At 73.4% G+C, this 26967-nt stretch carries 22 protein-coding genes; 16 read left to right on the forward strand and 6 right to left on the reverse strand.

Annotated features, from left to right (window positions below; genetic code table 11):
• Positions 1-26 precede the first annotated feature (26 nt).
• The 5 genes from IEY99_RS33295 (at position 27) to IEY99_RS33315 (ending at position 5838) form a co-directional block, all read left to right on the forward strand.
• A complete protein-coding gene (locus IEY99_RS33295) occupies positions 27-1442 on the forward strand; it encodes a DHA2 family efflux MFS transporter permease subunit (protein WP_189208103.1) in 1416 nt (471 codons plus the stop codon).
• Positions 1443-1464: 22 nt separating this feature from the next.
• On the forward strand, positions 1465-2988 hold the full coding sequence (locus IEY99_RS33300; protein WP_189208104.1) for a serine hydrolase domain-containing protein: 1524 nt from the start codon (positions 1465-1467) through the stop codon (positions 2986-2988).
• Positions 2989-3019: 31 nt separating this feature from the next.
• A complete protein-coding gene (locus IEY99_RS33305) occupies positions 3020-3454 on the forward strand; it encodes a VOC family protein (RefSeq protein ID WP_189208105.1) in 435 nt (144 codons plus the stop codon).
• 264 nt (positions 3455-3718) lie between these two features.
• Positions 3719-4537: an alpha/beta hydrolase gene (locus tag IEY99_RS33310; protein ID WP_189208106.1), complete on the forward strand. Its 819-nt coding sequence runs from the start codon at positions 3719-3721 to the stop codon at positions 4535-4537.
• 239 nt (positions 4538-4776) lie between these two features.
• Positions 4777-5838 carry a M15 family metallopeptidase gene (locus IEY99_RS33315; protein WP_189208107.1) on the forward strand — a complete coding sequence of 354 codons (1062 nt, stop codon included), beginning with the start codon at positions 4777-4779 and terminating at the stop codon, positions 5836-5838.
• 117 nt (positions 5839-5955) lie between these two features.
• Here the strand turns inward: IEY99_RS33315 and IEY99_RS33320 are convergent, their stop codons facing one another.
• The 3 genes from IEY99_RS33320 to IEY99_RS33330 all read right to left on the reverse strand — a co-directional run bounded on the left by IEY99_RS33320 (position 5956) and on the right by IEY99_RS33330 (position 8971).
• Positions 5956-7686 carry a CAP domain-containing protein gene (locus tag IEY99_RS33320; RefSeq protein WP_189208108.1) on the reverse strand — a complete coding sequence of 577 codons (1731 nt, stop codon included), beginning with the start codon at positions 7684-7686 and terminating at the stop codon, positions 5956-5958.
• Positions 7687-7952: 266 nt separating this feature from the next.
• Positions 7953-8195: a hypothetical protein gene (locus IEY99_RS34775; RefSeq protein ID WP_229799494.1), complete on the reverse strand. Its 243-nt coding sequence runs from the start codon at positions 8193-8195 to the stop codon at positions 7953-7955.
• Between the two features lie 68 nt (positions 8196-8263).
• Entirely contained in the window at positions 8264-8971 is a 708-nt protein-coding gene (locus IEY99_RS33330; protein WP_189208110.1) for a 2-phosphosulfolactate phosphatase, read from the reverse strand.
• Between the two features lie 466 nt (positions 8972-9437).
• Here IEY99_RS33330 and IEY99_RS33335 point away from each other — a divergent pair, with 466 nt between their 5' ends.
• The 3 genes from IEY99_RS33335 to IEY99_RS33345 are packed head-to-tail and all read left to right on the forward strand — an operon-like array spanning position 9438 to position 13970.
• Positions 9438-11441 (forward strand): PEP/pyruvate-binding domain-containing protein, encoded by a 2004-nt coding sequence (locus IEY99_RS33335; RefSeq protein WP_189208111.1) that lies wholly within the window; start codon positions 9438-9440, stop codon positions 11439-11441.
• 13 nt (positions 11442-11454) lie between these two features.
• Positions 11455-12720 (forward strand): MFS transporter, encoded by a 1266-nt coding sequence (locus IEY99_RS33340; RefSeq protein ID WP_189208112.1) that lies wholly within the window; start codon positions 11455-11457, stop codon positions 12718-12720.
• Positions 12721-12734: 14 nt separating this feature from the next.
• Positions 12735-13970, forward strand: coding sequence for an ATP-grasp domain-containing protein (locus tag IEY99_RS33345; protein WP_189208113.1), 1236 nt, complete (start codon positions 12735-12737; stop codon positions 13968-13970).
• 24 nt (positions 13971-13994) lie between these two features.
• On the opposite strand, the gene IEY99_RS33350 is transcribed toward IEY99_RS33345, so the two are convergent.
• Together IEY99_RS33350 and IEY99_RS33355 are read right to left on the reverse strand one after the other, a co-directional pair.
• Positions 13995-14201, reverse strand: a complete 207-nt coding sequence (locus IEY99_RS33350) for a hypothetical protein (protein WP_189208114.1) — start codon at positions 14199-14201, stop codon at positions 13995-13997.
• Positions 14202-14277: 76 nt separating this feature from the next.
• Entirely contained in the window at positions 14278-14571 is a 294-nt protein-coding gene (locus IEY99_RS33355; protein ID WP_189208115.1) for a hypothetical protein, read from the reverse strand.
• Between the two features lie 99 nt (positions 14572-14670).
• Between IEY99_RS33355 and IEY99_RS33360 the strand changes: the two genes are divergently transcribed.
• From IEY99_RS33360 to fahA, 6 genes are all read left to right on the forward strand, one after another.
• Positions 14671-14859, forward strand: a complete 189-nt coding sequence (locus IEY99_RS33360; protein WP_189208116.1) for a hypothetical protein — start codon at positions 14671-14673, stop codon at positions 14857-14859.
• Positions 14860-14969: 110 nt separating this feature from the next.
• A complete protein-coding gene (locus IEY99_RS33365; RefSeq protein WP_189208117.1) occupies positions 14970-15323 on the forward strand; it encodes a PadR family transcriptional regulator in 354 nt (117 codons plus the stop codon).
• 1190 nt (positions 15324-16513) lie between these two features.
• Positions 16514-17719 carry a 4-hydroxyphenylpyruvate dioxygenase gene (hppD, locus tag IEY99_RS33370; protein WP_189208125.1) on the forward strand — a complete coding sequence of 402 codons (1206 nt, stop codon included), beginning with the start codon at positions 16514-16516 and terminating at the stop codon, positions 17717-17719.
• A gap of 69 nt (positions 17720-17788) precedes the next feature.
• Positions 17789-18994, forward strand: a complete 1206-nt coding sequence (locus IEY99_RS33375; RefSeq protein WP_189208118.1) for a homogentisate 1,2-dioxygenase — start codon at positions 17789-17791, stop codon at positions 18992-18994.
• On the forward strand, positions 18991-19839 hold the full coding sequence (locus IEY99_RS33380) for a hypothetical protein (protein WP_189208119.1): 849 nt from the start codon (positions 18991-18993) through the stop codon (positions 19837-19839). The genes IEY99_RS33375 and IEY99_RS33380 overlap by 4 nt, the downstream gene beginning before the upstream one ends.
• Positions 19836-21065 carry a fumarylacetoacetase gene (fahA, locus tag IEY99_RS33385; RefSeq protein ID WP_229799495.1) on the forward strand — a complete coding sequence of 410 codons (1230 nt, stop codon included), beginning with the start codon at positions 19836-19838 and terminating at the stop codon, positions 21063-21065. Before IEY99_RS33380 ends, fahA begins: the two co-directional genes overlap by 4 nt.
• Positions 21066-21139: 74 nt before the next feature.
• Here the strand turns inward: fahA and lepB are convergent, their stop codons facing one another.
• A complete protein-coding gene (gene lepB, locus IEY99_RS33390; RefSeq protein WP_189208120.1) occupies positions 21140-21772 on the reverse strand; it encodes a signal peptidase I in 633 nt (210 codons plus the stop codon).
• Between the two features lie 525 nt (positions 21773-22297).
• On the opposite strand from lepB, the gene IEY99_RS33395 reads away from it, so the two are divergent.
• Positions 22298-22501: an MbtH family protein gene (locus tag IEY99_RS33395; protein WP_189208121.1), complete on the forward strand. Its 204-nt coding sequence runs from the start codon at positions 22298-22300 to the stop codon at positions 22499-22501.
• Positions 22502-22535: 34 nt separating this feature from the next.
• Positions 22536-26967: non-ribosomal peptide synthetase (locus tag IEY99_RS33400; RefSeq protein ID WP_229799496.1), on the forward strand; the 4432-nt coding region annotated here is incomplete at its 3' end.

Below are 26967 nucleotides of genomic sequence, written 5' to 3' on the forward strand. Positions count from 1 at the left end.
AACAGTTCCCTATTGGAGGCACCTTCATGACCAGCACCGCACCTGCGGTCCGGCGCTCACGATGGGCGGCGCTCGCCGTGCTCTGCGCCGGGTTTCTCATGATCATTCTGGATCAGACAATCGTCACCGTGGCGCTGCCGTCGATCCAGGCGGACCTCGCGTTCCCGGCGGCGGACCTGACCTGGGTGGTCAACGCCTACCTGATCCCGTTCGGCGGGCTGTTGCTGCTGGCCGGCCGGATCGGCGACCTCGTCGGCCGCCGGCGCGTCTTCCTCACCGGCATCGCGGTGTTCGTGCTGGCCTCGCTGTGGTGCGGCCTGGCCACGGACCGGACCATGCTGATCGTCGCGCGCTTCGTCCAGGGCGCCGGCGGCGCGATCACCTCCGCCGTCATCCTGGGCATGATCGTCACGCTCTTCCCCGACCCCCGCGAGCTCGGCAGGGCGATCGGCGTCTACAGCTTCGTGGGTGCCGGTGGAGCATCGGCCGGGCTGCTCCTCGGCGGCGTCCTCACCGAGGCGCTGAGCTGGCACTGGATCTTCTTCGTCAACGTCCCGCTCGGCGCCCTCGTCGTGCTGGCCGGCCTCCGGTCGTTGGCGGACGACCGCGGCCCCGGCCTGCGCCACGGCGCCGATGCGACCGGTGCGGTGCTGGTCACGGGGGCACTCATGATCGGCTCGTACGCGATCGTCGGGGCGACCGACCGCGGCCTCGGCTCGGGGCACACGCTGACGTCCGGAGCCGTGGCGCTCGTGCTCCTCGGCGCGTTCCTCGTGCGGCAGGCGACCGCGCGCACGCCGCTGCTGCCCTTGCGCGTGTTCCGCTCCCGCAGCTTCTCCGGTGGCAACCTCGTGCTCGGCCTGATGCTCGCCGGCATGTTGGCGCAGATGTTCCTCGGCTCGCTCTACCTGCAACTGGTGCTCGGCTACACCCCGGTGCAGATCGGCCTGTCCTACCTGCCGGTCTCCGTGACCATCGGCCTGCTCTCGGTCGGCGCCTCCGCGCCGCTCAACGCCCGCTTCGGCCCGCGCCGGGTCGCCGTGACCAGCCTGGTGCTCATCGCCGCCGGGCTGGCGCTGCTCGGCCGCGCGGGCGTCGGCGGCGACTACCTGACCGACGTGCTGCCCGCGCTGCTCTGCCTGGGCGTCGGCGGCGGCCTCGCCTTCCCCGCGCTGGTCACCATCGCGATGTCGGGAACGGGCCCGGAGGACTCGGGACTGGCCTCGGGCGTCAACAACACCGTGCAGCAGGTCGGTGGCGCCCTCGGCCTCGCGGTGCTCGCGACGGCCGCCGCCGCCCGCAGCGCCGACCTGCTCGGCCGGGGCGCCGACCGCCTCACCGCCCTGGACGGCGGGTACGACGCCGGATTCGCCGCCGCGACCGGCATCGTCCTGACCGCCGCGGTCCTGGGCGCGGTGCTGCTGCGCCCTGCGCGTGATTGACCACTGTGCATAGAGTGAGGCGATGCCGAAGAATCTGACGCTGTCCCGCCGCACGCTCCTTGGTGCCACGGCGGCCGGGGGCGCGGCCGCGCTCGCCGGAAGCCGGTCCGCGAGCGCGGCCGCCAAGCCGCGGGCCGTGCGCGAGCTGGAGGAGAAGATCCAGGCCGGCATGGCCGCCTACCGGATCCCGGGCGTGGCCTACGGCCTGCGGTTGCGGGGCGTCGACTACGCCGGCGGCTTCGGCGTGACCAACGTGGACGACCCCCGGCCGGTGGACGAGGACACCGTCTTCCGGGTCGGCTCGACCAGCAAGACCTTCACCGGCACCGCCGTCATGCGCCTGGTCGAGCGGGGAGACCTCGATCTGCACCGTACGGTCCGCAGCTATCTGCCGGACTTCCGCACCGGCGACCCGGCGGCGTCGACCCGGGTGACCGTGCGCCAGGTGCTCGACCACAGCGCCGGCTGGCTCGGCGACTTCTTCCTCGACACCGGCGAGGGCGACGACGCGCTCGCCCGGTACGTGGCTGACATGTCCCGGCTGCCGCAGCTAACCCCGCCGGGACGGGTGATGGCGTACAACAACGCCGCGCTGGGCCTGGCCGGGCGGCTGATCGAGGTGGTCACCGGGGACCCGTACGAGCGGGCCGTGCGGTCTCTCGTGCTCGACCCGCTGCGCCTGCGGCACAGCGCGTTCACCCTGGCCGAGCTGCCCGGCGCGGTGGTGGCCATGTCCCATGTGTACGACGAGACCGGCGGGCCCGTCGCGTACCCGGAGGGTTTCCGCGTCTGGCGCAGCCTGAACCCGGCCGGCGGCCTCATCTCCAGCGCCCGCGACCAGCTCCGCTGGGCGAACTTCCACCTCGGCCACGGCGGCCGGCTGCTCACGCGGCAGTCGATCCGCCGGATGCAGTCGCGCCCGGGCCCCGGCGGCACGCTGTTCGTGGAGGTCGACGGCTTCGGCGTCACCTGGATGCTGCGGCCGACCGCCGAGGGGCCCGTCGTGGTCCAGCACGGCGGCGACTGGACCGGGCAGCACTCCGGCTTCCTGATGGTGCCGGAGCGCGACTTCGCGCTGACCGTCCTGACCAACGCGGAGACCGGTCCGGCGCTGGTCGCCGAGTTGTTCGCCGACGACTGGGCGCTCGCACGCTTCGCCGGTGTGCACAACCTCCGGGCGGTGCCGCGCACGCTGAGCGGGTCGGCCCTCGCGCCCTATGCGGGTACGTACTCCGGCGAGCAGATCGGCCCGGACGGCGCCACCGTGGCCATCGCCCTGGACCTGGTCCCCGACGCCGGCGGGCTGAGCATCCGGTTCGGCGGTGCCGAGGCCGGCCGGCTGGCCTTCTACCGCAAGGACTACGCGCTGGTGCTCGACCCGGGTGGCGCGCCCGCGCACACCCGGGTCGACTTCGTGCGCGAGCGCGGCGAGATCGCCTGGCTGCGCTTCGGCGGCCGGCTGTTCCGCCGCGGCCCGGCGCCGGCCGGAGATCGGGCCCCCTCGGCCCGCCGGGCGGCCCTGCGCCTGAACACCCTGCCGTACTGAACACTAGAGCTCGTCGATCGAGGAGAAACGTATGCCGTCCGCCATCCGGCACATCACGGTGAACTGCGCCGAGCCGTACGAGCCGTACGACCTGGCCGAGTTCTGGAGCGCGGTGACCGGCTGCCCGGTGCACCCCGAGGACGAGCGCGGCGACGACGAGGTGGGTCTGCTGCCGGCCGTGGAGGGCGGGCCGATGATGCTGTTCATCCGGGTGCCCGACGCCAAGGGTGCGGAGCGCAACCGGGTGCACCTCGACATCGAGCCGTCCACCACCCGCGACGAGGAGTACGAGCGTCTGCTGCGCCTGGGCGCGAAGCTGGTCTCCGACGAGCGTCGGCCGGACGGCCGCGGCTGGATCGTGCTGGCCGACCCGGTGGGCAACGAGTTCTGCGTCGAGCGCAGCCAGGCCGAGAAGGACGAGTACGCCCGCCGGCAGGCGCCCGGGGAAGGTTCGTCACAGGGGTGAGTGTGGACGGCGGCGGTGATGATCGCTAGCATTGCGGCGTGCCCCGGATGGGCCGACACGATGGAGGCAGTGACATCAGCCGCCGCTGAGCGGTGACGCGCGATGCGCGTCGCTCACCGGTCGGGCCTATCCGGAATTCTTTTCTCGCTCCCACCCCGGCGCCCGCCGCGCCGGATGGGTGCGCGCTGCCCCGGCTAGTAGCTCGCACGGATCTCCGGCGCCCTGCTGTCGCCGCCTCGTCGTCACCTGCGACGAGAGGGACAGATGACCACTGACACGACCACCGGAACGTCCAGCGCCCGGCGCGAGCATGCCGCCGGCGAACCCGACATCACCACCTACCCCGCGGACGAGCGTTTCCGCGGTCCGCGCCCGGCCGTGCTGGTGCTGCCGGGCGGCGCCTACCGGTTCCACGCCGAGCACGAGGGCGAGGGCTACGCCCGCTGGCTGAGCGGCATCGGCCTGCACGCGTTCGTTCTGCGGTACCCGCTGATGACCGACCACCGTTTTCCCGCACCGCTCGAATCCTGCCGTGCGGCCCTGGAGTGGATCCGCCGGGGCGGGCACGGGCTGACGGTCGGCGACCAGGTCGGCGTCATCGGTTCGAGCGCCGGCGGGCACCTCGCCGGCCTGCTGGCGACCGGCACGGTGCTGTCGACGGAACGGCTCGCCGGTCCGCCGCCGCGCCCGGACTTCGCCGTCCTCGCCTACTCCCCGGCGGACCTGTACCTGCTGCCGGACGAGCCGGTGGAGTGGATCCTCGACGGGCGGATGGAGCTGCGCGGGGAGCTGTCCCCGGCGAGGAACATCGACGCCGGCACCTGCCCCACGTTCCTGTGGGCCACCGCCGAGGACCCGCCCGGCTTCCCGAACGCGCTCGCGTACGCGTCCGCGTTGTTCGACGCCGGCATCCCGGTGGAGCTGCACATCTACCCGCGCGGCCGGCACGGGCTGGGCCTGGCGAACGGCGTCGCGTACGGCGAGCACGGCGACGTCCACATCCCGCACACGGCCCGCTGGGCGCAGGCATGCGAGGCGTGGCTCGGCGCGGAAGGCTTCCTCGGGGCCTGCGCGGCCGGCTGACGCACCGCGGCCGGCCGGCTCGTGGCACCGAGCCGGCCGGCCGTTTCCGCGGTGATGCCGACCATCGCCGGGCCGGTGACCGCGCGCCGTGGCAACCTCTCCGCTCCGCTCGGGGGCCGGGACTGCACCTGGCGGGCCCGAGACTCGCAGGAACGCCACTTTCCAGGCCCGTGTCCCGGGCCTGCGGTGGTCTGCCATCTGTTCCGCCCCGACCCCAGGCCGAGGAGCGTACGACACCGATGACGACACGACCGGAACGCGGCCAGCGGACCTGGCGTTTTCTCAGTGCGGCGATGGTCGCGGCGGTCGCCGCCGTGCCCGCCGTCGCCGATCCGGCGTCCGCCGCGGTGCCGCGGGTCGCGCAGCGGTGGACCTCGCTGATGTACCGCAGCCTCACGCCGAGCCCGGAGTACGTGCAGCTGCGCAAGACCCTGGCCGCCCAGCGGGCCACCCTCAGGGCCCGCGGCGAGCTGGTCGGCCAGCGCACGGCCACGCATTCCGCCGCGCAGAACGCGCTGGCCCGGGCCATCTCCGCCGACGCGGGCGCCCGTACCCGCTATGCGCTCGCCCGGGAGGCACTGACCAGCGCGAGGAACCGGCTGACGGTGGTGTCGCAGCAGCGGCCGCGCGACCCCGCCGCGGTGACCGCGGCGAAGAGCCGGGTGACCGCCACGGCCAGGTCGGCGGCCATCCGCCGGGGCCAGGCGAGCGCGGCCGCCGCGGCGCTGCGCAAGGCGCAGTCCACCGCCCGGACCGCCACCGCCGGCCTGGACCGGGCGACCGCCGCGTGGCAGGCGGCGTCGGCGACGGTACGGACCAACCAGCAGAAGCTGATCAGCCTCGACCGGTCCGCGGAGTACGCCCGGCAGGCCGCCGCGCTCAGCCGCGACGTGGTGACCGAGGTACGGGCCGGGTTCACGGTCGCCGACACCGCCTCGGTGAACGGCATCATCGTGCACAAGAGCGTCACGTTCGCGTTCCGGCGGATGCTGGCCGACGCGAAGGCGGACGGGGTCGTCCTCTCCGGCGGCGGGTTCCGGACCAGGCAGCGGCAGATCGAGCTGCGGAAGATCAACGGCTGTCCCGACGTGTGGACGGCGCCGGCCTCGTCGTGCCGGGTGCCGACGGCGATTCCGGGCCGGTCGCTGCACGAGATCGGCCTCGCCGTCGACATCACCTCCGGGGGCAGGTCGCTCACCGCGGACAGCGCCGGCTTCCGCTGGCTGTCGGCGAATGCCCGCAAGTACGGCTATGTGAACCTGCCGTCCGAACCGTGGCACTGGTCGATCACCGGGGGCTGAGCGCTCGCCGCTCCGGGTGGCCGCGCTCGGCGCGTTGCCTGCGGCGCGGCGGCTCCCGGAACGGCGGAACCGCCCGTCCCTGACGGCGGGACGGGCGGTTCGGTCACGCGAGCCGGATCAGCGGTCGAAGGTGGCCCCGAACTCCTGGGTCCACATCGGCACCTGGCGCCCGGAGTCGTTGCGGAAGGCCAGTCCCACGCCGATGTTGCGGTAACCGCACTTGAGGATGTTGGCCCGGTGGCCGGCGCTCTTCATCCACGCCTGCATCACCGCGGCCGGGGTGGCCTGGCCGAACGCGATGTTCTCGCCGGTCAGCCGGAACTTGTAGCCGGCCGCGGTGACCCGCTGCGCCGGGCTCCTGCCCTGCCGGTTGGTGTGCGAGAAGAACCGGTTGGCGGCCATGTCCTGCGAGTGGGAGCGCGCCGCCGAGGCGAGCCGGCTGTCGACCGTCACCGGCGCGCATCCGGCCCGGGCCCGCTCCTGGTTGACCAGGCGCACGACCTCCGCCTCGGCCTTCTGCACGGCCGAACCGCCGGCGGTCGGCCGGGGGGAGGGCTTGGGGGAGGTGCCGCCCTGGGTCGGGGTGGGCCGGGGCGCCGGAACGGCGCCGCCGGTGGTGACCAGCTTCAGCCCCTCGGTCTGCAGGACCGGGTTGATCGGCTGGTAGACCGACGTCGCCCGGCCCCCGGAGCAGTTGCCGGATCCGCCGGAGAGCACACCCTGCGCCTGGTTGCCGGCGAGCAGCGAGCCGCCCGAGTCGCCGGGCTGGGCGCAGGCGCTGGTGATCACGAAGCCTTTGACGGCCCGCCCGCTCACGGTCAGGCTGGCGTTGCGGGCGGTGATGACGCCGCAGCGGGTCCCGGTGGTGGAGCCGGTACGGCACACCGACGCGCCCACCGGAGCCTCCTTGGACCCGGCGATCGGCACCTCGCCACCGGTGGTGGCCACCACGGGCTTCGGCGTCCAGTTGCGGTTGACGTCGACGACGGCGTAGTCGTTGCCGCCGCCGTTGCCGAACTTCGACACCCGGAACGTCCCCTGGGCGTTGTTCGAGGCGACCGTGGTGGCGCCCCGGGCGCCGCAGTGCCCGGCGGTGACGAAGCCGGTGGTCACCGGGAAGCCCACCGAGCAGCGCGAGGAACGGTTGATGATGAAGGCGTCCCCGCCGCGGACGTCGAACATGGCCGTGAAGTCGGCCGGGACGGTCTGCACCCGCACCGCGTCGCCGCCGAGGCCGGCCTTGCGCGCCCAGCTGCGCGCCTTCTGCTCCCCGCCGTCGCGGGCCAGCAGCGTGACGCTGTTGGTGCTGGGGTCGACGTACCAGCCGGACACCTGCGCCGGTGCCTTGCCGGCGCGGCGGTCCAGCCGGCTCTGCGCCGCCTCGAGCTCGCCGCGGTTCTGCTCGACCACCTTCGCGTCCGCTCCCGCGGCGCGCACCTCGTCGGCCAGCTGGGAGTCGGTGACGGCGACCGTCAGCCGCCCGGTCGTGGAGCTGATCCAGGCGCCACCGAAGGCGCCGCCGGTGACCGTACGCAGCCGGGACTCGAGCTCCGGAGTGACCGCCTCCGCCCCGAGCCGCTGCGCCGCGTCGCCCCGGCTCAGCTCGAGGTCGCGCGCCATGGCGGCCAGCAACGCGTCCGCGGGGCCCGGAACGCTCTGCGCCGCTCCCGGCGCCTGCGCGGCACCCGACCGTTGCGGCCGCGCCTCGGTTCCCGCCAGGGCCGGCACGGTCAGCACGACCGCCAGCCCCGCCGCGGACACCATTGCCACCGTCGCGACGATCCGTCTCGCCTGCATCTCCACCCTTCCGTCACAGCACACCACCGACGGATGCCGGTAGGTCGTCACCAGGCGTGACGGTCCGGTATGGATCACCGGGCGTCCCGCGGCGTGACCCCGGTACTCTTACGTCGCCCGCCGGGCGGCGGATGCGGGCACAGGAAAACCTAAGAAACGGCTTAGGCAACGTTCAGAACACGTCGTCAGGAAGCACCTTACTGAGACGTCGGTCACTGGAAGGGCCGGGGTCGCGCGGCCCGGTTCTTCCCGGTGACGGATCGTCACCGGCCGTTGCGCAGTTGCCGATCTGGTCGCCCCGGGTAGTCGACGGTCGATCAGAAACCCGCCCCTGAGCAGGCCGGCGCCGTCGCCAGGAGTAAGACGATGATGCCGACGGTGACGAGCGCGGTGACGCCGGCGCCGAGCGCGGAGCGCAGCGGCGGCCCGGCCCGGTGGGCGCCGAGGACCGGGCCGGTCGGCACCGCGTGAGGGGCCGATCGGGGCGCGGCGGCCGGCTCGTCCGGGCGCGGACCCGCGTCCCGTTTCAGATTGACCAGCGCCCAGTCTCGCCGACCCACGATGTTCCCCCTCCACTCGCGCGGCCTCGCCCAGTCAAGGAGAAGAACGTAAATATCCCGTACGAAGATCAATCGGGTTGCGTGAGCCGCGCCGCGACGGGTCGCAGCGCCGCCGTACCGTCGGTGTCCTCGACCTCCATGGCGAAGTCGAACCGGTCCGCCTCCAGGCACAGCGCGACGTCGTCGGCGTGGATGCCGCGGTAGCCCCGCCGTACGCCGGCGGCCAGGGACTTCGCGGCGGGCGACGTCCGCGCACGGTGGACGAACGGAGCCGCGGGTGTCGCGGGGTCCTCGACCAGCGCGGCGATGTACTTCGCGCAGGCGCGGTCCTCTTCGGCCGTGCCGTCGTCGCCCGTGACGAGGTAGGTGACGCTTGCGGGCCGGTCGTCGCGCAGCGTGCGGGCCGTCGCGGCGGCGACCGTGAAGCCGGCGCACAGGATCCGGCGGGCGTGCCGGGCGGCGAGCGCGCCGCGCGTGCCGGAGGTGGTCGTCTGCACCACCGTGCGGCCCGTAAGGTCCAGTGTGGACACCAGGCCGGGCGAGTTGACCGTGTCGAACTCCGCGGCGGGCGGGCCGTCCTTCACGGTGACCGCCGCCGGGTGGTCCGCCTTGAGGGTCAGGGCGTGCGCGACGTCCGAGGCGAGCAGGATGCGCTCGGCTCCCCGGGCGAAGGCCCACGCCGCCACCGTGAAGGCGCGCATGACGTCGATGACGACCACGGTTTCCGGGTCGGCGCCGAGGGTAGGGATTCCGGTGAACCGCACGTCCGTGAACATCCGCGCAGCGTAGCGGCCGCACGCCGCTGACCCTTAACAAAGATAGATGCGTCGATCGGCCGGGGGAGCTTGCGGAGAGCGACTATGTCGATCTCTAGAGTCATCGCATCGGCGACATGACCTGTCCGCCGTCATCGCTTCGAGGAGAGACGTTGCACTTCACCAAGCGCATCGCACTGTCCGGGCCCGCCGCGATCACCGCCGTGACCGGTGCCGATCCTTCGACTCTCGGACGTCCGACCGTCCACCGCCGCGCCCGGGAACCGCGCCCCGGAGCCCCGACCGCGTCGTGACGCGACGCGGGACGACGCGTCCGCGGATGCCGCACCGCCGCACCCGCCCCCACCGCGAGGCGTGCCCGTAGGCACCCCGCGTCTCCGCCTGCCCGACGGGCGCCTGTGAACCGGCCCACCCCTGTGCGACTCGGCGACCCGAGCCCGCACGTTCCGTGATGCGCGAAGGAATGATGACAGTGGACACTCTGATCTCCCAGGACTACCAGGCACCGCCCGCCCTCGTCGGAGAGCGGCTGACCCTCGAGGCGTTCGAGCAGCTCGCCGGGACGCTGTCGGGACACCGTTTCGTCAAGGTGGTGGTGGACCGCCCGGCGGGAGTCATCCATTTCATCGACAACAGCCGGTACGCCTTCCACGGCTACTACATCGCCGAGCACATCCTGCACATCCCGCGCGAGGAGCTGGAGGCGAACGTCGACCAGTACAACCACGCCTTCTACGCCGACCCGGACCGGCGGCTCTACCTGGGCCTGCTGTCGCTGCACACGCGGGAGGACGACACCGGCACCCGGCGGTTCCTCTGCCTGGAGACCGTCGAGGTCGACACGATGTCGACCGAGATGCTGCGGTACTTCTACGCGTTCGTGGCCGAGCACCTCGACCCCGGCCTGCCGCTGCTGTTCAAGCCCGCGACCCACCGTCAGGAGCTGCAGCTCAGCGACGTGCCGGCCACCGAGATGCCGCGCATCGCCGCGCACGAGATCTTCTCCGCGGCGCCGTTCGTGGCGCTGCAGACCGGCGTCGCCCAGGGCCGGCTGCGGGCGTTCCGCGACGAGGACGCGTACCGGCGGGCCGACCCGCCGCTGCAGTGGTACGACATCATCGCGATGGACCGGGTGCCCGACGACATCCCCCGCCTGGCCGGCATCATCAACGCGCAGCACACGACGCCGCTGTCGCACACCAACGTGCTGGCCGCCGGGTGGGCGATCCCCAACGCGATCCAGCTCGACGCGTTCAGCCGCATCGACGCCGCGGGGCTCGACGGCGCCTGGGTGCGCTACGAGGTCGCCGCCAGCGCCGACGCCATCGCGCTGACGCCGATCGAGCGCCCGGACCACCTGGACCGGCGCCCGGCCTGGGTGACGCAGCAGGTCACCGTCGAGGAGCCCGAGGTCCACCTGAGCCCGATCGCCGGTCTCGACGAGATCCGCGCGGGCGACCGCTACCGGTACGGCACCAAGGCGGCCAACCTCGGCGAGCTGCACCACGTGCTCTCCCGCGGCTCCGAGCGCCTGCTCGGCTTCTACCGCACACCCCGGCCGCCGCGCCGCGACCTGCTCGGCTACCTGGAGCGGCTCCTGGACGTTTCCGGGCCGGCGAGCCTGTCGCAGGCGGCGAACCGGTTGCTGCGCGAGCTGGTGTGGGTACCACGCGGCATCGCCCTGCCGTTCTCCCTGCAGCGCGAGTTCCTCGAGTCGTCGCCGGCGATCCAGCAGACCATCGGCAAGCTCAAGATGGCACTCGAGCTGGACGCGCGCGAGGTGGAGTCGCTCTGTCTGGAGCTGCAGCGCCTGGTCCGCCGGACCCGGGTGCCCGAGTCGATCCGCTCCCGGGTGGACGACGCGCTGGTCACCCACCTGGGCGGCGTGGCGAGCTTCGTGGTGCGCAGCTCGTCGAACGCCGAGGACCTGGCCGGGTTCTCGGCCGCGGGCATCTACGAGTCGGTCAACCACGTCACCACCGCCGACCACGTCATGGACAGCCTCAAGACGGTGTGGGCGTCGCTGCTGTCGCCGCGCAGCGTACGGCTGCGCCAGCAGGCCGGCATCTCGCTGGACGACTCGTACATGGGCGTGGTGATCCAGGAGGAGGTCGCCTCGACCATGGGCGGCGTCATGGTGACGACGAACCCGCTGTCGCCCGCCGACTTCCGCAACGTCTACCTCAACGTGTCCACGCGCTCGGTGACCGAGGTGGTGGCCGGCTCGCACGCGCCGATGCAGTACCTGTTCAACACGGTCGAGGGCGGCGGACGCACGGTGTCGCTGGGCGACGCCGAGCGGGACCTGCCCGAGGCCGCCCGGGCGCGGCTGCAACGGCTCGCGGTGGTCGGGCGCCTGCTGCAGGCGCACTTCTCGCCCGACTACACGTTCTCCGCGCCGGTCGACATCGAGTGGGTCGCCGACGACGACCGCATCGCGATCGTCCAGCTGCGCCCGTACTCGATCTGAGCCTGGAGTCACCATGTCCGCCGCCACCACCGTCACGCCGCCGCCGGTCACTCCCCGCCGGGCGCCTGAGTCCGTCCGCCGGGTGGTCTGGATCCACTACGGCTTCCAGTTCTTCTTCGGCCTGCTGGTCTGGGTGCCGGTGTTCTACACCTACCAGCGCGTCGTCGGCCTGGACGACCGGGAGATCTTCGGCATCCAGAGCATCTACTACGTCGCGTTCTGCCTGTTCGAGATCCCCACCGGGCTGCTCGCCGACCGCCTGGGCCTGCGGCGCAGCATGATCGGCGGCGCGGCGGTGCTGCTGCTGGCCAACCTGGTGCCGGTGGCCGCGCCCGGCTACGCCGGCTTCCTCGTGCACTGGCTGCTCATCGCGCTGGCGCGGTCGCTGGTGTCCGGCGCGGCGAGCGCCTACCTCTACGAGTATCTGCAGCGCCACGACGCGTCCTGGTTCTACCAGCGCGCCGAGGGCAACGCGCGGGCGTACAGCCTGGTCGGCAAGATCGTGTGCTGGCCGGCCGCCGGCGCGCTGATGGCGTGGCTGCCGGCCAGCGTCTACTGGCTGACGGCCCTCAACGCGGCCGTGGCGCTCGTCCTGGCGCTGCGCCTGCCGGCGTTGCTCGGCGCCGACCCGGAGCACCCCGAGGCCCGGGCGTCGACCTGGCGGACCGTCGGTGGCGCGGCCCGGTTCCTGCGCCGGTCGCCGCTGCTGATGCTCGTCATGGTGCAGGGCATCGCGGTCTTCACCCTGTCGCGCATCCTGCAGGTGAACCTCGTCCAGCCGATCCTCACCGTCAAGGACACGCCGGTCGTCTGGCACGGCACGGTCCTCGCCGCCATGACCGTCTTCGAGGTGGCCGGGGCGGCCGCCAGCCATCGGGTACGCCGGTTCACCGGCGACCTGGCCGCCGTGTCGGTCCTGACCGTCGTCATGGCGGCCAGCCTCGCACTGGTGGTACCCGCGCCGGGCGTCCTCACCGTCGTCTGCCTGTGCGCCTTCTCGCTGGTGGCCGGCCTGGTCTACCCGGTTCAGCGCAAGCTGCTCAACGAGGCGATCACCGACTCCCGCTACCGCGCCACGCTGCTGTCCATCGAGTCCCTGATCGACCGCGCCGTCTGCGCCGTGGTGGCGCTGCTGCTCGGCAGCTACCTGGCGACCGGGCGCCTGCAGACGTTCCTGCTGCTGTCGGCGGGCGCCGCGGTCCTGCTCATCGTGCTCGTCGCGCCCCTGTCCGCGCTCGTCTCCCGGCGGCGGCGCGTCACCGCCGGGTCGCCGTCCTAGAAGGAAGGTCCACCATGCTCGTCTTCGTCGAGGCCGGCATCGCCGGCACCGGCCTGTCCGCCCTCGCCTGGGCCGTCGACCACGGCCTGGACGCCGGGCTGGTCAGCGTCGCCCCCGAGCAGTACGCCCAGGTGCCCGACGGCGGGCTGTTGCCCGTCCTGTCCGCCCGGGGCCGGGTGTTCCGCAGCGCCGACACCGACGCGTCCGTCCCGGACGCCGGCCTGGTCGACTGGGTCCGCGCCAGCGGCACGCGGCACGGCGTCGTCTGCATCGGCGACCGTCACCTGCCGTACGCGGCGGCGCTGGCCGAGCAGCTCGGCGTCCCGTTCCACCCGGCGCACGCGATCGCCGCGCTGCGCGACAAGCGGGTCGCCCGCGAGCACTATGCGGCGCTCGACATCCGCTCGCCGCGGTGGGCCCCGGCGGACGACGTACGCGACGCGCTGGCGCTGCTCGACGCCGTCGGCGGCCCGGTCGTGCTCAAGAACGTGAAGGGCTCGGGCAGCCTCGACGTCCTGCTGTGCCGCACCGCCGCGGAGGTGCGCGAGCACCACGCGACGCTGGCCGACCGGCAGCGCTACCTCGGCGGCGACCTGATGGCCGAGCAGTTCGTCACCGGCCCGCTGTACAGCATCGAGACGGTGGTCGACCACGGCCGCGTCGTCACCCTCGGCATCACCGACCGGCAGCTCGGCCCGCGCCCGCACTTCTGCGAGGTGTCGTACACCTTCCCGGCGACCGTGCCGGCCGGCGTCGCCGACGAGATGGCCGCCGCGGTCGAGGCGTGCGCCAAGCATTTCGGCCTCACCCACGGCTTCCTGCACTCCGAGTTCGTGCTCACCGCCGACGGCCCGGTGCTGGTCGAGGTCAACCCCCGCCTGGGCGGCGGCCTGCTGGCCCTGATGATGAACGATTGCCTCACCGTCTCGTGCTGGGAGCTGCTGTGCCGCGCGGCGCTCGGCGAGCGGCTGCCCGACGTGACGCACAACGGCCGGTACGCCAGCACCGCCACGGTCTATCCGGCCGAGGCGGGCGTCGTGGCGGCGCTGCCCGGCCGGGAGGCGGTGGTCCGCAGCCCGTTCGTGACCGACGTGGTGTGGGCGGCCGGACCCGGCGACGAGGTCTACCCGCCGCGGGACTTCCGGGGCGCGGTCTGCCAGATCCGCACCCGGGCGGAGAGCGCGAGCCTGGCGTACAACGCCGCGCTGGCCGCCGCCCGCGACGTCCGGGTCACGCTGGCCCCGCGCTGAGCCGGCCGCTCACCGCCGGCCGGTTCAGGACTCGGGCTCGTCGCCGTCGGCGCGGTTGGCGCCGGTGGCGTTGATGCCGGCGTTGCTGCTGCCGTGCGACGGGGTCGTCGCGGTCGGCGCCTGGTCGGTGAGCGGCGTGCCGGACTCCGGGTAGCCCGTCACGTGCTGGTCGGTGCTGCTGCCCGCGTCGGTCCCGGCGGTGTCGTCGTCCGCCCGGTCGTGGGTGGTCATGGTGGAGTCCTCTCGCCGTTGGGTCGCTTGTCTGCGGCGGATACCCGGTCGGCGCCGAAGGATTCACCGGACCGGGTCACGGCCGGGGCGACGTCCGCGTCCACGGGCGTTCGCCGCGGCGGCTGGTCGCCGCGACGCACCGGGGGCAGATGTGACCCACCTGGTCCTCCGCGGTGAGCACGTCGGTCGCCCGGAAGTCGAAGGGCACGTGCGGGAAGCGCCGCAGTCGCGAGCGGCTCAGCGCCAGGCCGCACACGGTCTGGTTCGTGCCGGGGGCCCACGCGTGCACGTCGCCGCCCGGCTGACGGATGCCGTCGCCGCCGATGTGCTCGTCCGAGGCGGCCACGGCGGCCGTGCGTACCTTCGCCATGCCGCCTCGTCTTCCCCGTCCGGCTCCGGGTACACCCGCCGATAGCGGCATATCCGGCGTGGGGCCGGGTATGCGTCGGTCGAGAAGGAGGAGATCCTCATGACCAATGTTCAGCAGCCGGAACTCAGGCGCAGCGGCGAGTCGCCGACCACCAAGCAGCGCACCGAGGACGCCCACCCGGTCACCGGGCCGCACGGCAGCCACGACAAGACCGGCAACCGGGCCACGCCCGCCGGGCAGGTATCGCCCTACGGGCCGGACGGAAAGACGGCCGACGACAACTCCTGAGACAGCCGGATACCACGAGATCGCCCGGGGTCGGACGACCCCGGGCGATCGTGCGTCTTGCGCGGCCGAACTAGTCTGAAACGAAACTAGTTCGAATCGAGGAGAGTGCGGTGGCGGCTCAGGCGGATCCGGCGGACGGGTGGCTGCGCGGCTCCCTGGAACTCGCCCTGCTGGCGGCGCTGGCGGAGGAGGACCGGCACGGCTACGCGCTGGTCCACCGCCTGGCCGCGGCGGGCCTGGGCGCGGTGCGCGGCGGGGCGCTCTACCCGGTGCTCGGCAAGCTCGAGGCCTCCGGGGCCGTGCTCGCCACCTGGCAGCCCGGCGAGGGCGGCCCGGGCCGCAAGGTCTACTCCATCACTGCGGACGGGCGCGACCGGCTGGCCGCCGAGCGCGCCCGGTGGCAGGAGTTCGCCGCGGCCTTCGCCCGGCTTCTCGACTCCCACTGCGAGGAGGCACAGCGATGACGGAACCGTTCGAACGGTGGGAGCTGCGGGCCCGGGTCGCGCTCGCGGAGCGCGGCGTCCGGCCGCACGCGGCAGATCCCCTGATCGCCGACGTGCGGGAGCACTGCGCGTCCTCCGGGCAGAGCCCGGCCGAGGCGTTCGGCGAGCCGGAGGACTTCGCCGCCTCGGCCGCCGCGGAGCAGCCGCCGGAGGCGCTGGAGAACGTGGACCGCCACGGCCTGACCTCGACCGACTACCTCAGCGGGCAGGCGTTCTCGCTGGCCCTGCTGGCGCTGGCGGCCTCGCTCTTCTTCGCCGTCCTGGAGCGGACGCTGACGTTCCCGGTCACCCCGGCGATCCTGGCCGGAGTGGCGCTGCTGGTGCTGGGCCTGTTCTCGTCCGGCGCGCTGCCCGGCGCGCTGCGGGCGGCCGGTCGGCCCGGGCTCGTCCGGTGGTCCTGGGTTCTCACCGGCGTGCTCGGCCTGTCCAGCGCCACGGCGTTCACGGTGCTGCCCGACCACCAGGTGGGCCGGGTTCCCGCCCTCGGCATCGCGGCCGTCGCCGTCCTGGTCCTCGTCCTGGTGATCCGCGGGCCCAGGCCGCCTCGACCGGGGCCGCGGACACCGCCCAGGCCGCGCGGGCGGGCGAGCGGTCCCGCGGACGCCGAGGACTGGCTCGAACGCCTCGCCGGGGTGCTGGTGGGCAGGTTCGATCTGGCGCCCGAGCGGGCCGCCGACCTGGTCAGGGAAGCCCGCGCGCACCTGGCCGCCGCCTCCGCCGGCCCGGAGCAGGAGTTCGGTTCGGTCGACGACTACGCCCGGCGCCTGGCCGAGCACGAGCCGAGCCGGCGGGAGCCGTGGTGGCGCAGCACGCCCGCCCAGATGCTCAGCACGGCGATCCCCATCGGCTGGGGCGTCGACGCGTTCTCGCGCTGGCGCGCCGAGGGGCACGAGTGGGCCGCCTTCCTGGTGGCCGCGCCGCTGACCGTGGTGCTCATCTGGAACCTGGCTCGGCTGATCGGGCAGTACCTGCGCGAACGCCGGTCCCGGGCGCGGACGGAGTGGGACGATGGTGGGCAGATTGTTCAGGCTCGACGGCGGAGGCTCGGTCAGTCTGAACAATCTGCTCGCCGCGAACTGTGCGTGTTGTGCACCCGAGGCGCTTTCACAAAACTAGGGCGTCAGCCGACTCAGCTGAAGGAGACCAGCGCCATGTCCGTGCACGACACGCTCACCAACGAGGAGCGGCTCGCGGAGCTCGACCTCGACACCCTCAAGCAGCTCGTCGGGCTCGTCGAGTACGACTCCGCCGGCGACCCGTTCCCCGTCACCGGCTGGGACGCGGTCGTGTGGGCGGTCGGCAACGCCACGCAGACGTCGCACTTCTTCCAGTCGGCGTTCGGCATGGAGCTGGTGGCGTACTCGGGCCCCGAGACCGGCAACCGCGACCACGTGTCGTTCGTGCTCAAGAGCGGCGCGGTCCGCTTCGTGATCCAGGGCGGCGTGCAGCCGGACAGCCCGATCATCGCCCACCACGCGCGGCACGGCGACGGCATCACCGACATCGCCCTCGAAGTGCCCGACGTCGACCGGTGCATCGCGCACGCGCGGGCCCAGGGCGCCACGATCATCGAGGAGCCGCACGACGTCTCCGACGAGCACGGCACCGTCCGGATGGCCGCGATCGCCGCGTACGGCGAGACCCGGCACACCCTGGTCAACCGCACCAACTACTCCGGTCCGTACCTGCCGGGTTACGTCACCCGGACCTCGTCGTTCACCAAGCGCGAGGGCGCCCCGAAGCGGATCTTCCAGGCCCTCGACCACGTCGTCGGCAACGTCGAGCTGGGCGCCATGGACGAGTGGGTGGAGTTCTACAACCGGGTCATGGGCTTCACCAACATGGCCGAGTTCGTCGGCGACGACATCGCCACCGACTACTCCGCGCTGATGTCCAAGGTGGTCGCCTCCGGCAACCACCGGGTGAAGTTCCCGCTCAACGAGCCGGCCATCGGCAAGAAGAAGTCGCAGATCGACGAGTACCTGGAGTTCTACGGCGGCCCGGGCGCCCAGCACCTGGCGCTGGCCACCAACGACATCCTGCGCAGCGTGGACGTGCTGCGCGCCGAGGGCGTCGAGTTCCTCAGCACGCCGGACTCGTACTACGAGGACCCGGAGCTGCGGGCGCGCATCGGCGAGGTCCGGGTGCCGATCGAGGAGCTGCAGAAGCGGGGCATCCTGGTCGACCGGGACGAGGACGGCTACCTGCTGCAGATCTTCACCAAGCCGATCGGCGACCGCCCGACGGTCTTCTTCGAGCTGATCGAGCGGCACGGCTCCCTGGGCTTCGGCAAGGGCAACTTCAAGGCGCTCTTCGAGGCGATCGAGCGCGAGCAGGAGCGGCGCGGTAACTTCTGATCGGCGCCGGGGCGGTCCCGGCCGCCCCGGCACTCGCGCACCTTCGGCATCGGGCGAACGGAGTCACGGATGGCTCACTACCAGCGAACCGGCAGTATCCCGGCCAAGCGTCACACGCAGCACCGCGACGCGAACGGCAGCCTCTACTACGAGGAGCTGATGGGCGAGGAGGGCTTCTCCTCGGACTCGTCGCTGCTCTATCACCGGCACGTCCCGTCGGCCGTCGTCGACGCGCGCGGGTGGGAGCTGCCCGACCAGGCGACCGTGCCCAACCAGCCGCTGCTGCCCCGGCACCTGCGGCTGCACGAGCTCTTCGGCGAGCAGGAATGGAAGTCGCGCGACGCGGTGCGCGACCGCCGGCTCGTCCTCGGCAACGCCGACGTCCGGATCAACTATGTCGTGGCCGGCGAGGCCTCACCGCTCTACCGCAACGCCACCGGCGACGAGTGTGCGTACGTCGAGTCCGGCGCCGGCACCGTGGAGACGATCTTCGGTGACCTGGAGGTCGGGCCCGGCGACTACGTGATCCTGCCGCGCGCCACGACCCACCGCTGGGTGCCGTCGGGCAACGAGCCGCTGCGCCTGTACGTCATCGAGGCCAACAGCCACATCGGACCGCCCAAGCGCTACCTGTCGCGCTACGGGCAGTTCCTGGAGCACTCGCCGTACTGCGAGCGCGACCTGCGCACGCCCGGTGCACCCCGGGTGGTGGACGAGCAGGACGTCGAGGTCTACCTCAAGCATCGCGGCGACGGCCCCGCCGGGCTCGCCGGGACCGTGCACGTGGTGCCCCACCACCCCTTCGACGTGGTCGGCTGGGACGGCTGCCTGTACCCGTACGCGTTCAACATCGCCGACTTCGAGCCGATCACCGGGCGGGTCCACCAGCCGCCGCCGGTGCACCAGGTCTTCGAGGGGCACAACTTCGTCATCTGCAACTTCGTCCCGCGCAAGGTGGACTACCACCCGCTGGCCGTGCCGGTGCCGTACTACCACTCGAACGTGGACAGCGACGAGGTCATGTTCTACGTGGGCGGCGACTACGAGGCCCGCAAGGGTTCCGGCATCAACGTCGGCTCCATCTCGCTGCACCCCGGCGGCCACTCCCACGGCCCGCAGCCGGGCGCCATCGAGGGCAGCCTCGGCGCGGAGCGCTTCGACGAGCTCGCGGTCATGGTCGACACCTTCCGGCCGCTCGGTCTCGGCGAGGGCGGACGGGCCTGCGACGACGGCAAGTACGCCTGGACCTGGGCGGGACGAGGCCCGGCTTCGTGACCACGACCCCGCCGAGCGGGCTGTTCGACGGCCTGCTGGACGACGCGGCCATCTTCCCTCCCGGCGACGCGCCGATGGCCGACGCGGTACGCGCGCACCTCGGCCGCCGGTCGACCCCGCAGGCGCCGCTGCTCGGCCCGTTCATCTGCTCCCTTCCCCGGTGGGCCGAGCTGACGGCGGAGCTGACCGGCGGACCGCCACTCGCGGTCTCCCTGACCCTGCCGGGCGGTGCCGAGCAGGTCGCCGCCGCGATCGCGGAGGCGGGCGCCGAGCCCGGCGTGCGTCTGGTGGCGCTGGAAGTGCCGGCGTCGGCCGCCGCGTTGCCCGGCGCCGTCGCCACGCTCGACCGGCACGTGCCGCCCGGGGTGGCCGTCTACGTCGAGCTGCCCGTCGGCGACGTCACGGAGGGGGCCGTCGGCACCCTCACCGGCGCCGGCCTCCGCCTCAAGATCCGCACCGGCGGCGTCGTCGCGGCCGCGTTCCCCGGCGAGCGGGAGCTGGCCGGGGCGCTGCTGGCGGCCGTGCGGGGCGGTGCCGCCTTCAAGCTCACCGCCGGGCTGCACGACCCGGTGCGGCACCGGGATCCCGCGACCGGCTTCGAACATCACGGGTTTCTGAACGTCATCCTGGCGACGGCCCGGGCGCTGGCGGGCGCCGGCACGGACGCCGTCGCCGAGGCCCTGGCCGACCAGGACGGCGCCCGGGTGGCGGCCGCCGTCGCCGCGCTCGACGATTCCGCGGCCGGCCGGATCCGCCGGCACTTCATCAGCTTCGGCACGTGCAGCGTCATCGAGCCGATCGACGGCCTGCGGCACCACGGACTTCTCCCGGAGGACTCGCGTTGACCAGCGTCATCCCCGCCACCTGGCTCGACATCCCGGCGGACCACCCGTTCGGCGTGGCCGCCCTGCCCTACGGGGTCTTCAGCACGGCCGCCGGGCCAGGCCCCCGGGTGGGGGTCGCCGTCGGCGAGATGGTCCTCGACCTGGCGGCCGCCGCGCAGGCACTGGCCCCGGCGCTGGCCCCCGCGGTCGCCGGACCGTCGCTCGACGCGCTGCTGGCCGCCGGGCCGCGGGTGTGGTCGCAGGTCCGCTCGGCGGTGACCGCCTGGCTCACCGACGACACCCACCGCGCCGAGGTGAGCGCGCACCTGGTGCCGGCGCGGGACGCGGTCATGCACCTGCCCTTCACGGTCGCCGACTACGTCGACTTCTACGCCTCCGAGCAGCACGCCACCAACCTCGGGCGGATGTTCCGGCCCGGCCAGGACCCGCTGACGCCGAACTGGAAGCACCTGCCCATCGGCTACCACGGGCGGGCCGGCACCGTCGTCGCCTCGGGCACCGGCATCGTCCGCCCGCGCGGCCAGCGCCGCGGCGCCGACGGCGAGATCACCTTCGGGCCGTCGCAGCGCCTCGACATCGAGGCCGAGCTGGGCTTCGTCGTGGGCACCGGCTCGTCCCTGGGCCGGCCCGTCGGCCTGGACCGCTTCGACGAGCACGTCTTCGGCGTCTGCCTGGTCAACGACTGGTCCGCCCGCGACATCCAGGCGTGGGAGTACGTGCCCCTGGGCCCGTTCCTCGGCAAGTCCTTCGCCACGTCGATCTCGCCGTGGATCCTCCCGCTGGCCGCGCTGGAGGCGGCTCGGGTGGCGCCGCCGGAGCGCACCGTGCCACTGCTGCCGTACCTGGACGACGCCGCCACGCCGCCGTGGGGTCTCGACGTCCGGCTCGAGGTGCGGCTCAACGGGCACGTCGTCTCCCGCCCGCGGTTCGAGGGCATGTACTGGACGGGCGCGCAGATGCTGGCCCACATGACGGCCAACGGCGCCTCGCTGCGCACCGGCGACCTCTACGCCTCCGGCACGATCAGCGGCGAGCGTCCCGACCAGCGTGGCTCGCTGATCGAGCTGTCCTGGGCCGGTGCGGAGCCGCTGGCGCTGCCGGACGGGACGACCCGCACCTTCCTCTGCGACGGCGACGAGGTGGTCATCACCGCGACGGCGCCCGGCCCCGGCGGCGCGGTCGTGGGTCTCGGCGAGGTCCGCGGCCGCATCCTGCCGGCGGAATGAGCCGCCCGGCCCGGTGACGGCGCGGTGAGGACGGCGCCGCGCCGGGATGGTCGTGGCCGCTGCCCGAATCCGGGTCAGTGCGGTGCGGGCACGCCGGCGAAGGTCTCGGGTACGGACAGCGTACGGACCCTGGACGGGGGCCAGTAGGTGGCGAAGGCGCGACCCACGACGTTGTCCACGGGCACCATCCCGTCGTTCTCCGCGAGATGGGCGCGGGAGTCGGCGGACGCGCTGCGGTGGTCGCCGAGCAGGAACACCGACCCCGCCGGCACGGTGACGTCGAACGTCCGCTCCGAGGGCGCATCGCCGGGGAACAGGTAGTCCTCGTCGAGGGCGCGGCCGTTGACGGTGATCCGGTTGGTGCCGTCGCAGCAGACCACGCGGTCGCCCGCCACGCCGACGACCCGCTTGATGAACTCCTGGCCGGCTCCGGCCGCCCAGCCGGACGGCGGCCTGAACACCACGATCTCCCCGCGCTCGGGGCCGTCCATCCGGTAGCTGACCTTGTCGACCAGCACCTTGTCGTCGATGAGCAGGGTCTGCTCCATCGAGCCGGACGGGATGTAGAAGGTCTGCAGCAGGTACGTGCGGACGCCGACCGCGACCAGGACACCGACGACGGCGAGGATGAGCAGTTCCCGCAGGCGCGACCATCCGGACCGGGTGGTGCGGTTCTTGTCGCTCGCGCTGTCGTTCTGTGTCGGCACGGACGCAGCCTACCGTTCCCGCGCACTCCAAGATCAGTGCCCGAACAGCCCGGACCGCTTGCTCACGATGAGTGAGGGCCGCCGCCCTCCGCGGATGATTATTCACCGGCCCGAATGGTTCTGAGCGACCTTTTTCCGGTTGCGGCGCGGTAACGAGCGCCCATCGGAAGCGGTCCCTACCTGGATATTGTCGTCCGTTCGGCCGGCGGCTCGCCGGAAAGCCATTCCGTGAATGTTCGTCCGCGGTTCGCATTCGGCACGGCGGGTGCATATCCGGCCGCGGTCACGGTGCGCTAGGTGGCTTTCGATTCCATTAGCGACAAGACATTCATGGGTGCGATGGTCGTGGCCCAGGTCACTCAGTGCGGCGTCTCACATCGTGGACCGCTAGGTCCAATTCGAGCTAATATGCCCCGCTTTTTTCTCGTGTAGTGTCGCGCCGCGTCCGGTTTCGACCACCGGGCGGATACCCGGCGCACGCCGGATGAGGCCACCCCTGCCCCCGCCGAAACTTAAGGAAACGCTGTGAATCCGTTTGAGGAAGAGAACGGCACTTATCTCGTCCTGGTCAATGACGAGGGCCAGCATTCGTTGTGGCCGGAATTCGCCGACGTCCCCGCCGGCTGGACCGTTGCCAAAGGCCCCGGCTCGCGCCAGTCGTGCCTGGACTACGTCAACGAGCATTGGACCGACATGCGTCCGCAGAGCCTGATCGAAGCGATGGGCTGACGGTTCCCTCGTGATGCCTGGTCCCCGAGTCACCATGTCTCTGCCGCTCACCGCCGCCCAGCACGGCGTCTGGTACGCCCAGCAGCTCGCCCCGGACAGCCTGCTCCACTCCCTCGGCGAGTATCTGGACATCTCCGGTCCCGTGCGGGCGGAGCTGTTCGAGGTCGCGCTGCGCCGTACGGTCGGCGAGGCGCAGTGCCTGACCGCCCGCTTCACCGAGACCGCCGACGGCGAGGTGCGCCAGCACCTCGGCGCGGTCGGGGACTGGGAGCTCGGGGTCCACGACGTCGGTGAGGAGGCGGACCCGTTCCAGGCCGCCGTGGCGAGGATGCGCGCCGATCTGGCCCGGCCCTTCGACCTGGGCGGCCCGCTGTTCCGGTTCGCCCTCTTCCGGCTGGCCGACGACCGCCACCTGTGGTGGCACAGCTACCACCACCTCGTCCTCGACGGCTTCGGCATGAGCCTGGTGGCGCGCCGGGTGGCCGAGGTCTACTCGGCGCTCGCGGCGGGCACGCCGGTGCCGGACAACCCGTTCGGCACGCTCGCCGAGCTGCTCGGGCGCGAACGGGAGTACGCGGACTCCGACCAGCACACCCGGGACAGGCAGTTCTGGGCCGGCTATCTGCGGGACTGCCCCGAGCCGGCCGGCCTGGCCCACCGCCGGCCCACCGCGCCCGACGGTGTGATCCGCCGGACCGGGCCGGTCGACACCGCGACCGCCCGCCGGCTGGACGAGGTGGCCGCCGCCCGCGGCACCCGCTGGCCGCTGGTCGTCGTCGCGGCCTGGGCCTGCTACCTGCACCGGATGACGGCGGTACCCGAGGTCGTCGTGGGGCTGCCCGCCGCCGCGCGCCGCGACCCGCGGGACCGCGTGACCCCGGCCATGGTGTCGAACCTGCTGCCGCTGCGCGTGCCGATCGCGCCGGGAACCACCGTCGCCGGCCTGATCGCCCAGGTCGCCGCCGATGCCCGGACCGTGCTGCGGCACCAGGGCTACCGGGTCGAGGAGATGCGCCGCGACCGGACGGCGAGCCGGACGCGGCTCGTCGGGCCCCGGGCCAACATCATGAGCTTCGACTACCGGCTCCGGTTCGGCACCGCCCCGGCGTCCGCGCACAACCTGGCGGCCGGCTGGGTCGACGACCTGGCGATGATGGTCTTCGACCACCGCGACGGCGACGGTTACCTGCTGGCCGTGGACGCCAATCCGCGGCTGTACTCCGGCGCCGACGTGGCGGGCCACCGGGCGCGGTTCCTCGCCTTCCTCGCCCGGTTCGCCGGCGCCGACCCGGACACCGCCGTGTCCGACGTCGCGCTGCCCGCGGAGGGCGAGCGGCAACTCGTGGCGGACTGGGCCGACGGCGGACCGGCCGTCGCGCCGGCCCCGCTGGCGGAGCTCTTCGCCGCCCGGGTCGCGCGGACGCCGGACGCGGTCGCCCTCGCCGGCGACGACGTCACGCTCACCTACACGCAGCTCGACGGCGAGACCAACCGGATCGCGCGCTGGCTGCTGGCGCAGGGCGTGGGCGCGGACGACCTGGTCGCGCTCTGCTTCCCCCGATCGGTGTCCTGGACCGTCGCGATGCTGGCGGTGGCCAAGACCGGTGCGGCGTACCTGCCGGTCGATCCGGCGTACCCGGCGGACCGGATCCGCTTCATGCTCGCCGACGCCCGGCCCGCGCTGCTGCTGGCGGTGCCGGAGACGGCGGCGGTGCTGCCGTCCACCGAGGTTCCCGTGCGCCTGCTGGAGGCGGCCGGGTCCGCCGCCCCGCTGGACGCCGCGGAGCTGCGGCGCCCGGTGCGGGTGGCCGACACCGCGTACGTGATCTACACCTCCGGCTCCACCGGCCGGCCCAAGGGCGTCGCGGTCACCCACTCGGGCCTGGCGAGCCTCGCCGCCGCCCAGGGTGAGCGCCTGCGGGTCGGCCCGGGGGACCGGATGCTGCAGTTCGCCTCGCCCAGCTTCGACGCGGCCCAGTCGGACCTGTGGGTGACCCTGCTGTCGGGAGCGACCCTGGTGACCCCCTCGGCCGAGCGGCTCGCGGTCGGCTCGCCGCTGGCCGCCACCGTGGCCGCCCGGGGCATCACCCACGTGAAGCTGCCCCCGGCCGCGCTCGCCGTCCTGCCCGGCGACGCGCTCGCGGGCGTGCGGGTGCTCGCGGTGGCCGGCGAGGCCGTGCCGTCGCACCTGGTCGCGGAGTGGCACGCCGGCCGTCGCATGATCAATGTGTACGGCCCGACCGAGAACACCGTGACCACCACCCTCAGCGAGCCGCTCGGCGCCGCCGGCCCGGTGCCGATCGGCACGCCGATCACGGGCACCCGGGCGTACGTCCTGGACGACCGCCTCCGCCCGCTGCCACCCGGCGCGGTGGGAGAGCTGTACGTGTCGGGCGCGGGGCTGGCCCGCGGCTACCTGCGCCGGCCCGGCCTGACCGCCGAGCGCTTCGTGGCCTGCCCGTTCGGCGCGCCGGGCACCCGGATGTACCGCACCGGAGACCTGGTCCGCTGGACCACCGACGGCCGGCTGGTCTTCGCCGGCCGGGCCGACGACCAGGTGAAGATCCGCGGCTTCCGGGTCGAGCTCGGCGAGGTGGAGGCCGTGCTGGCCGGGCAACCCGGGGTCCGGCAGGCGGTCGCCGTGGTGCGCGAGGACCGCGAGGGCGACCAGCGGCTCGTGGCGTACGTGACCGGCGACGCCGGACCCGCCGCCGTACGCGCCCACGCGGCGGCGCGGCTTCCCGCGCACATGGTGCCCGCGGCGATCGTGCCGATCGACCGGGTGCCCCTGACCCCCCACGGCAAGATCGACAAGCGGGCGCTGCCGGCGCCGTTCCTTCCCGCCGCCGAGCCCTCCCGCGCCCCGCGTAGCGCCCGCGAGGAGATCCTGTGCCGGCTCTTCGGTGACCTGCTCGGCGTGAGCGCCGTCGATCCCGGCGCCGACTTCTTCGCCCTGGGCGGGCATTCGCTGCTTGCGGCCAGGCTGACCGGCCGGATCCGCACCGCGCTCGGCGTCGAGCTGTCCATCCGGGACGTGTTCGCCGCACCCACCCCGGCCCGGCTCGCGGAGGTGGTGGCGACCGCGCGGTACGGCCCGCGCCCGGCGCTGCGGCCGGCGCCGCGCCCCGAGATGCTGCCTCTGTCCCCGGCCCAGCAGCGGCTGTGGTTCGTCCACCAGATGCAGGGGCCGAGCGCGACCTACAACATGCCGTACGCGCTGCGGCTGACCGGCCCGCTCGACGTGCCCGCGCTGCACGCGGCGCTGGCCGACCTGCTGGACCGGCACGAGAGCCTGCGCACCGTCTTCGCCGAGCGCGACGGCGTACCGCACCAGGTCGTCCTCGACGCGCCCGGGGTGGAGATCGAGCGGGCGACCGGCGACCCGGCGGCCTGGACGGCCGAGGCGGCCCACCGCCCGTTCGATCTGTCCCGGGACCTGCCGGTGCGGGCCCACCTCGGCGAGACCGGCCCGGACGGTCACCTGCTGGTGCTCGTGCTGCACCACATCGCCGCGGACGGCTGGTCGGTCGGCCCGCTGCTGCGGGACCTGTCGGCCGCGTACGCCGCCCGGCTCGGCGGCACCGCCCCGGCGTGGACGCCGCTGCCCGTGCAGTACGCCGACTACGCCCTGTGGCAGCGCGAGCTTCTCGGCGCCGCGGGCGACCCGGACAGCGTGCTCACCCGGCAACGGGACTTCTGGCGCAAGGCCCTCGCGGGCGCGCCGCAGCACCTCGAGCTGCCCGTCGACCGGCCGCACCCGGCCGAGCCGTCGCACCGCGGCGGCCAGGTGCCGTTCACGGTCTCCCCGGACCTGCACCGGGAGCTGCTGCGGCTGGCGCACGACCAGGACGCGACGCTGTTCATGGTGCTGCACGCGGCGTTCGCCGTACTGCTGCACCGGATCGGGGCAGGGGCGGACGTCCTGATCGGCACCCCCGTCGCGGGCCGGGCCGACGAGGCCCTCGACGAGCTGGTCGGGTTCTTCGTCAACACCCTGGTGCTGCGGGCCGACCTGTCCGGCGACCCGGACTTCCGCGGGCTCCTCGGCCGGGTCCGCGACCACGACCTCGACGCCTTCGCCCACCCGGACCTGCCGTTCGACGCCCTGGTGGAGGAGCTGGCCCCGGACCGCTCGGCCGCCCGGCACCCCCTGGTCCAGGTCATGCTGACGCTGCAGCACGCCACCCGCTCGGCGCTGGACCTGCCCGGCGTGCGGGCCGAGATCGAGCCGGTCGCGCTCGGCGTGGCCAAGTTCGACCTGACCGCGTCCTTCGTGGAGGAGCTCGACGGGTCCGGCCACCCCGCCGGGCTGAGCGCCCACCTGGAATTCGCCGAGGACGTGTTCGACCGGCCGACGATCGAGGCGCTGGCCGGCCGGCTGGTGCGGGTGCTGGAGGCGGTCGCCGCCGACCCGCAGCGCCGGATCGGCCAGGTGGACGTGCTGACTCCCGCCGAGCGGGAGAAGG

Source organism: Couchioplanes azureus (assembly GCF_014648355.1).
GTDB lineage: Bacteria > Actinomycetota > Actinomycetes > Mycobacteriales > Micromonosporaceae > Actinoplanes > Actinoplanes azureus.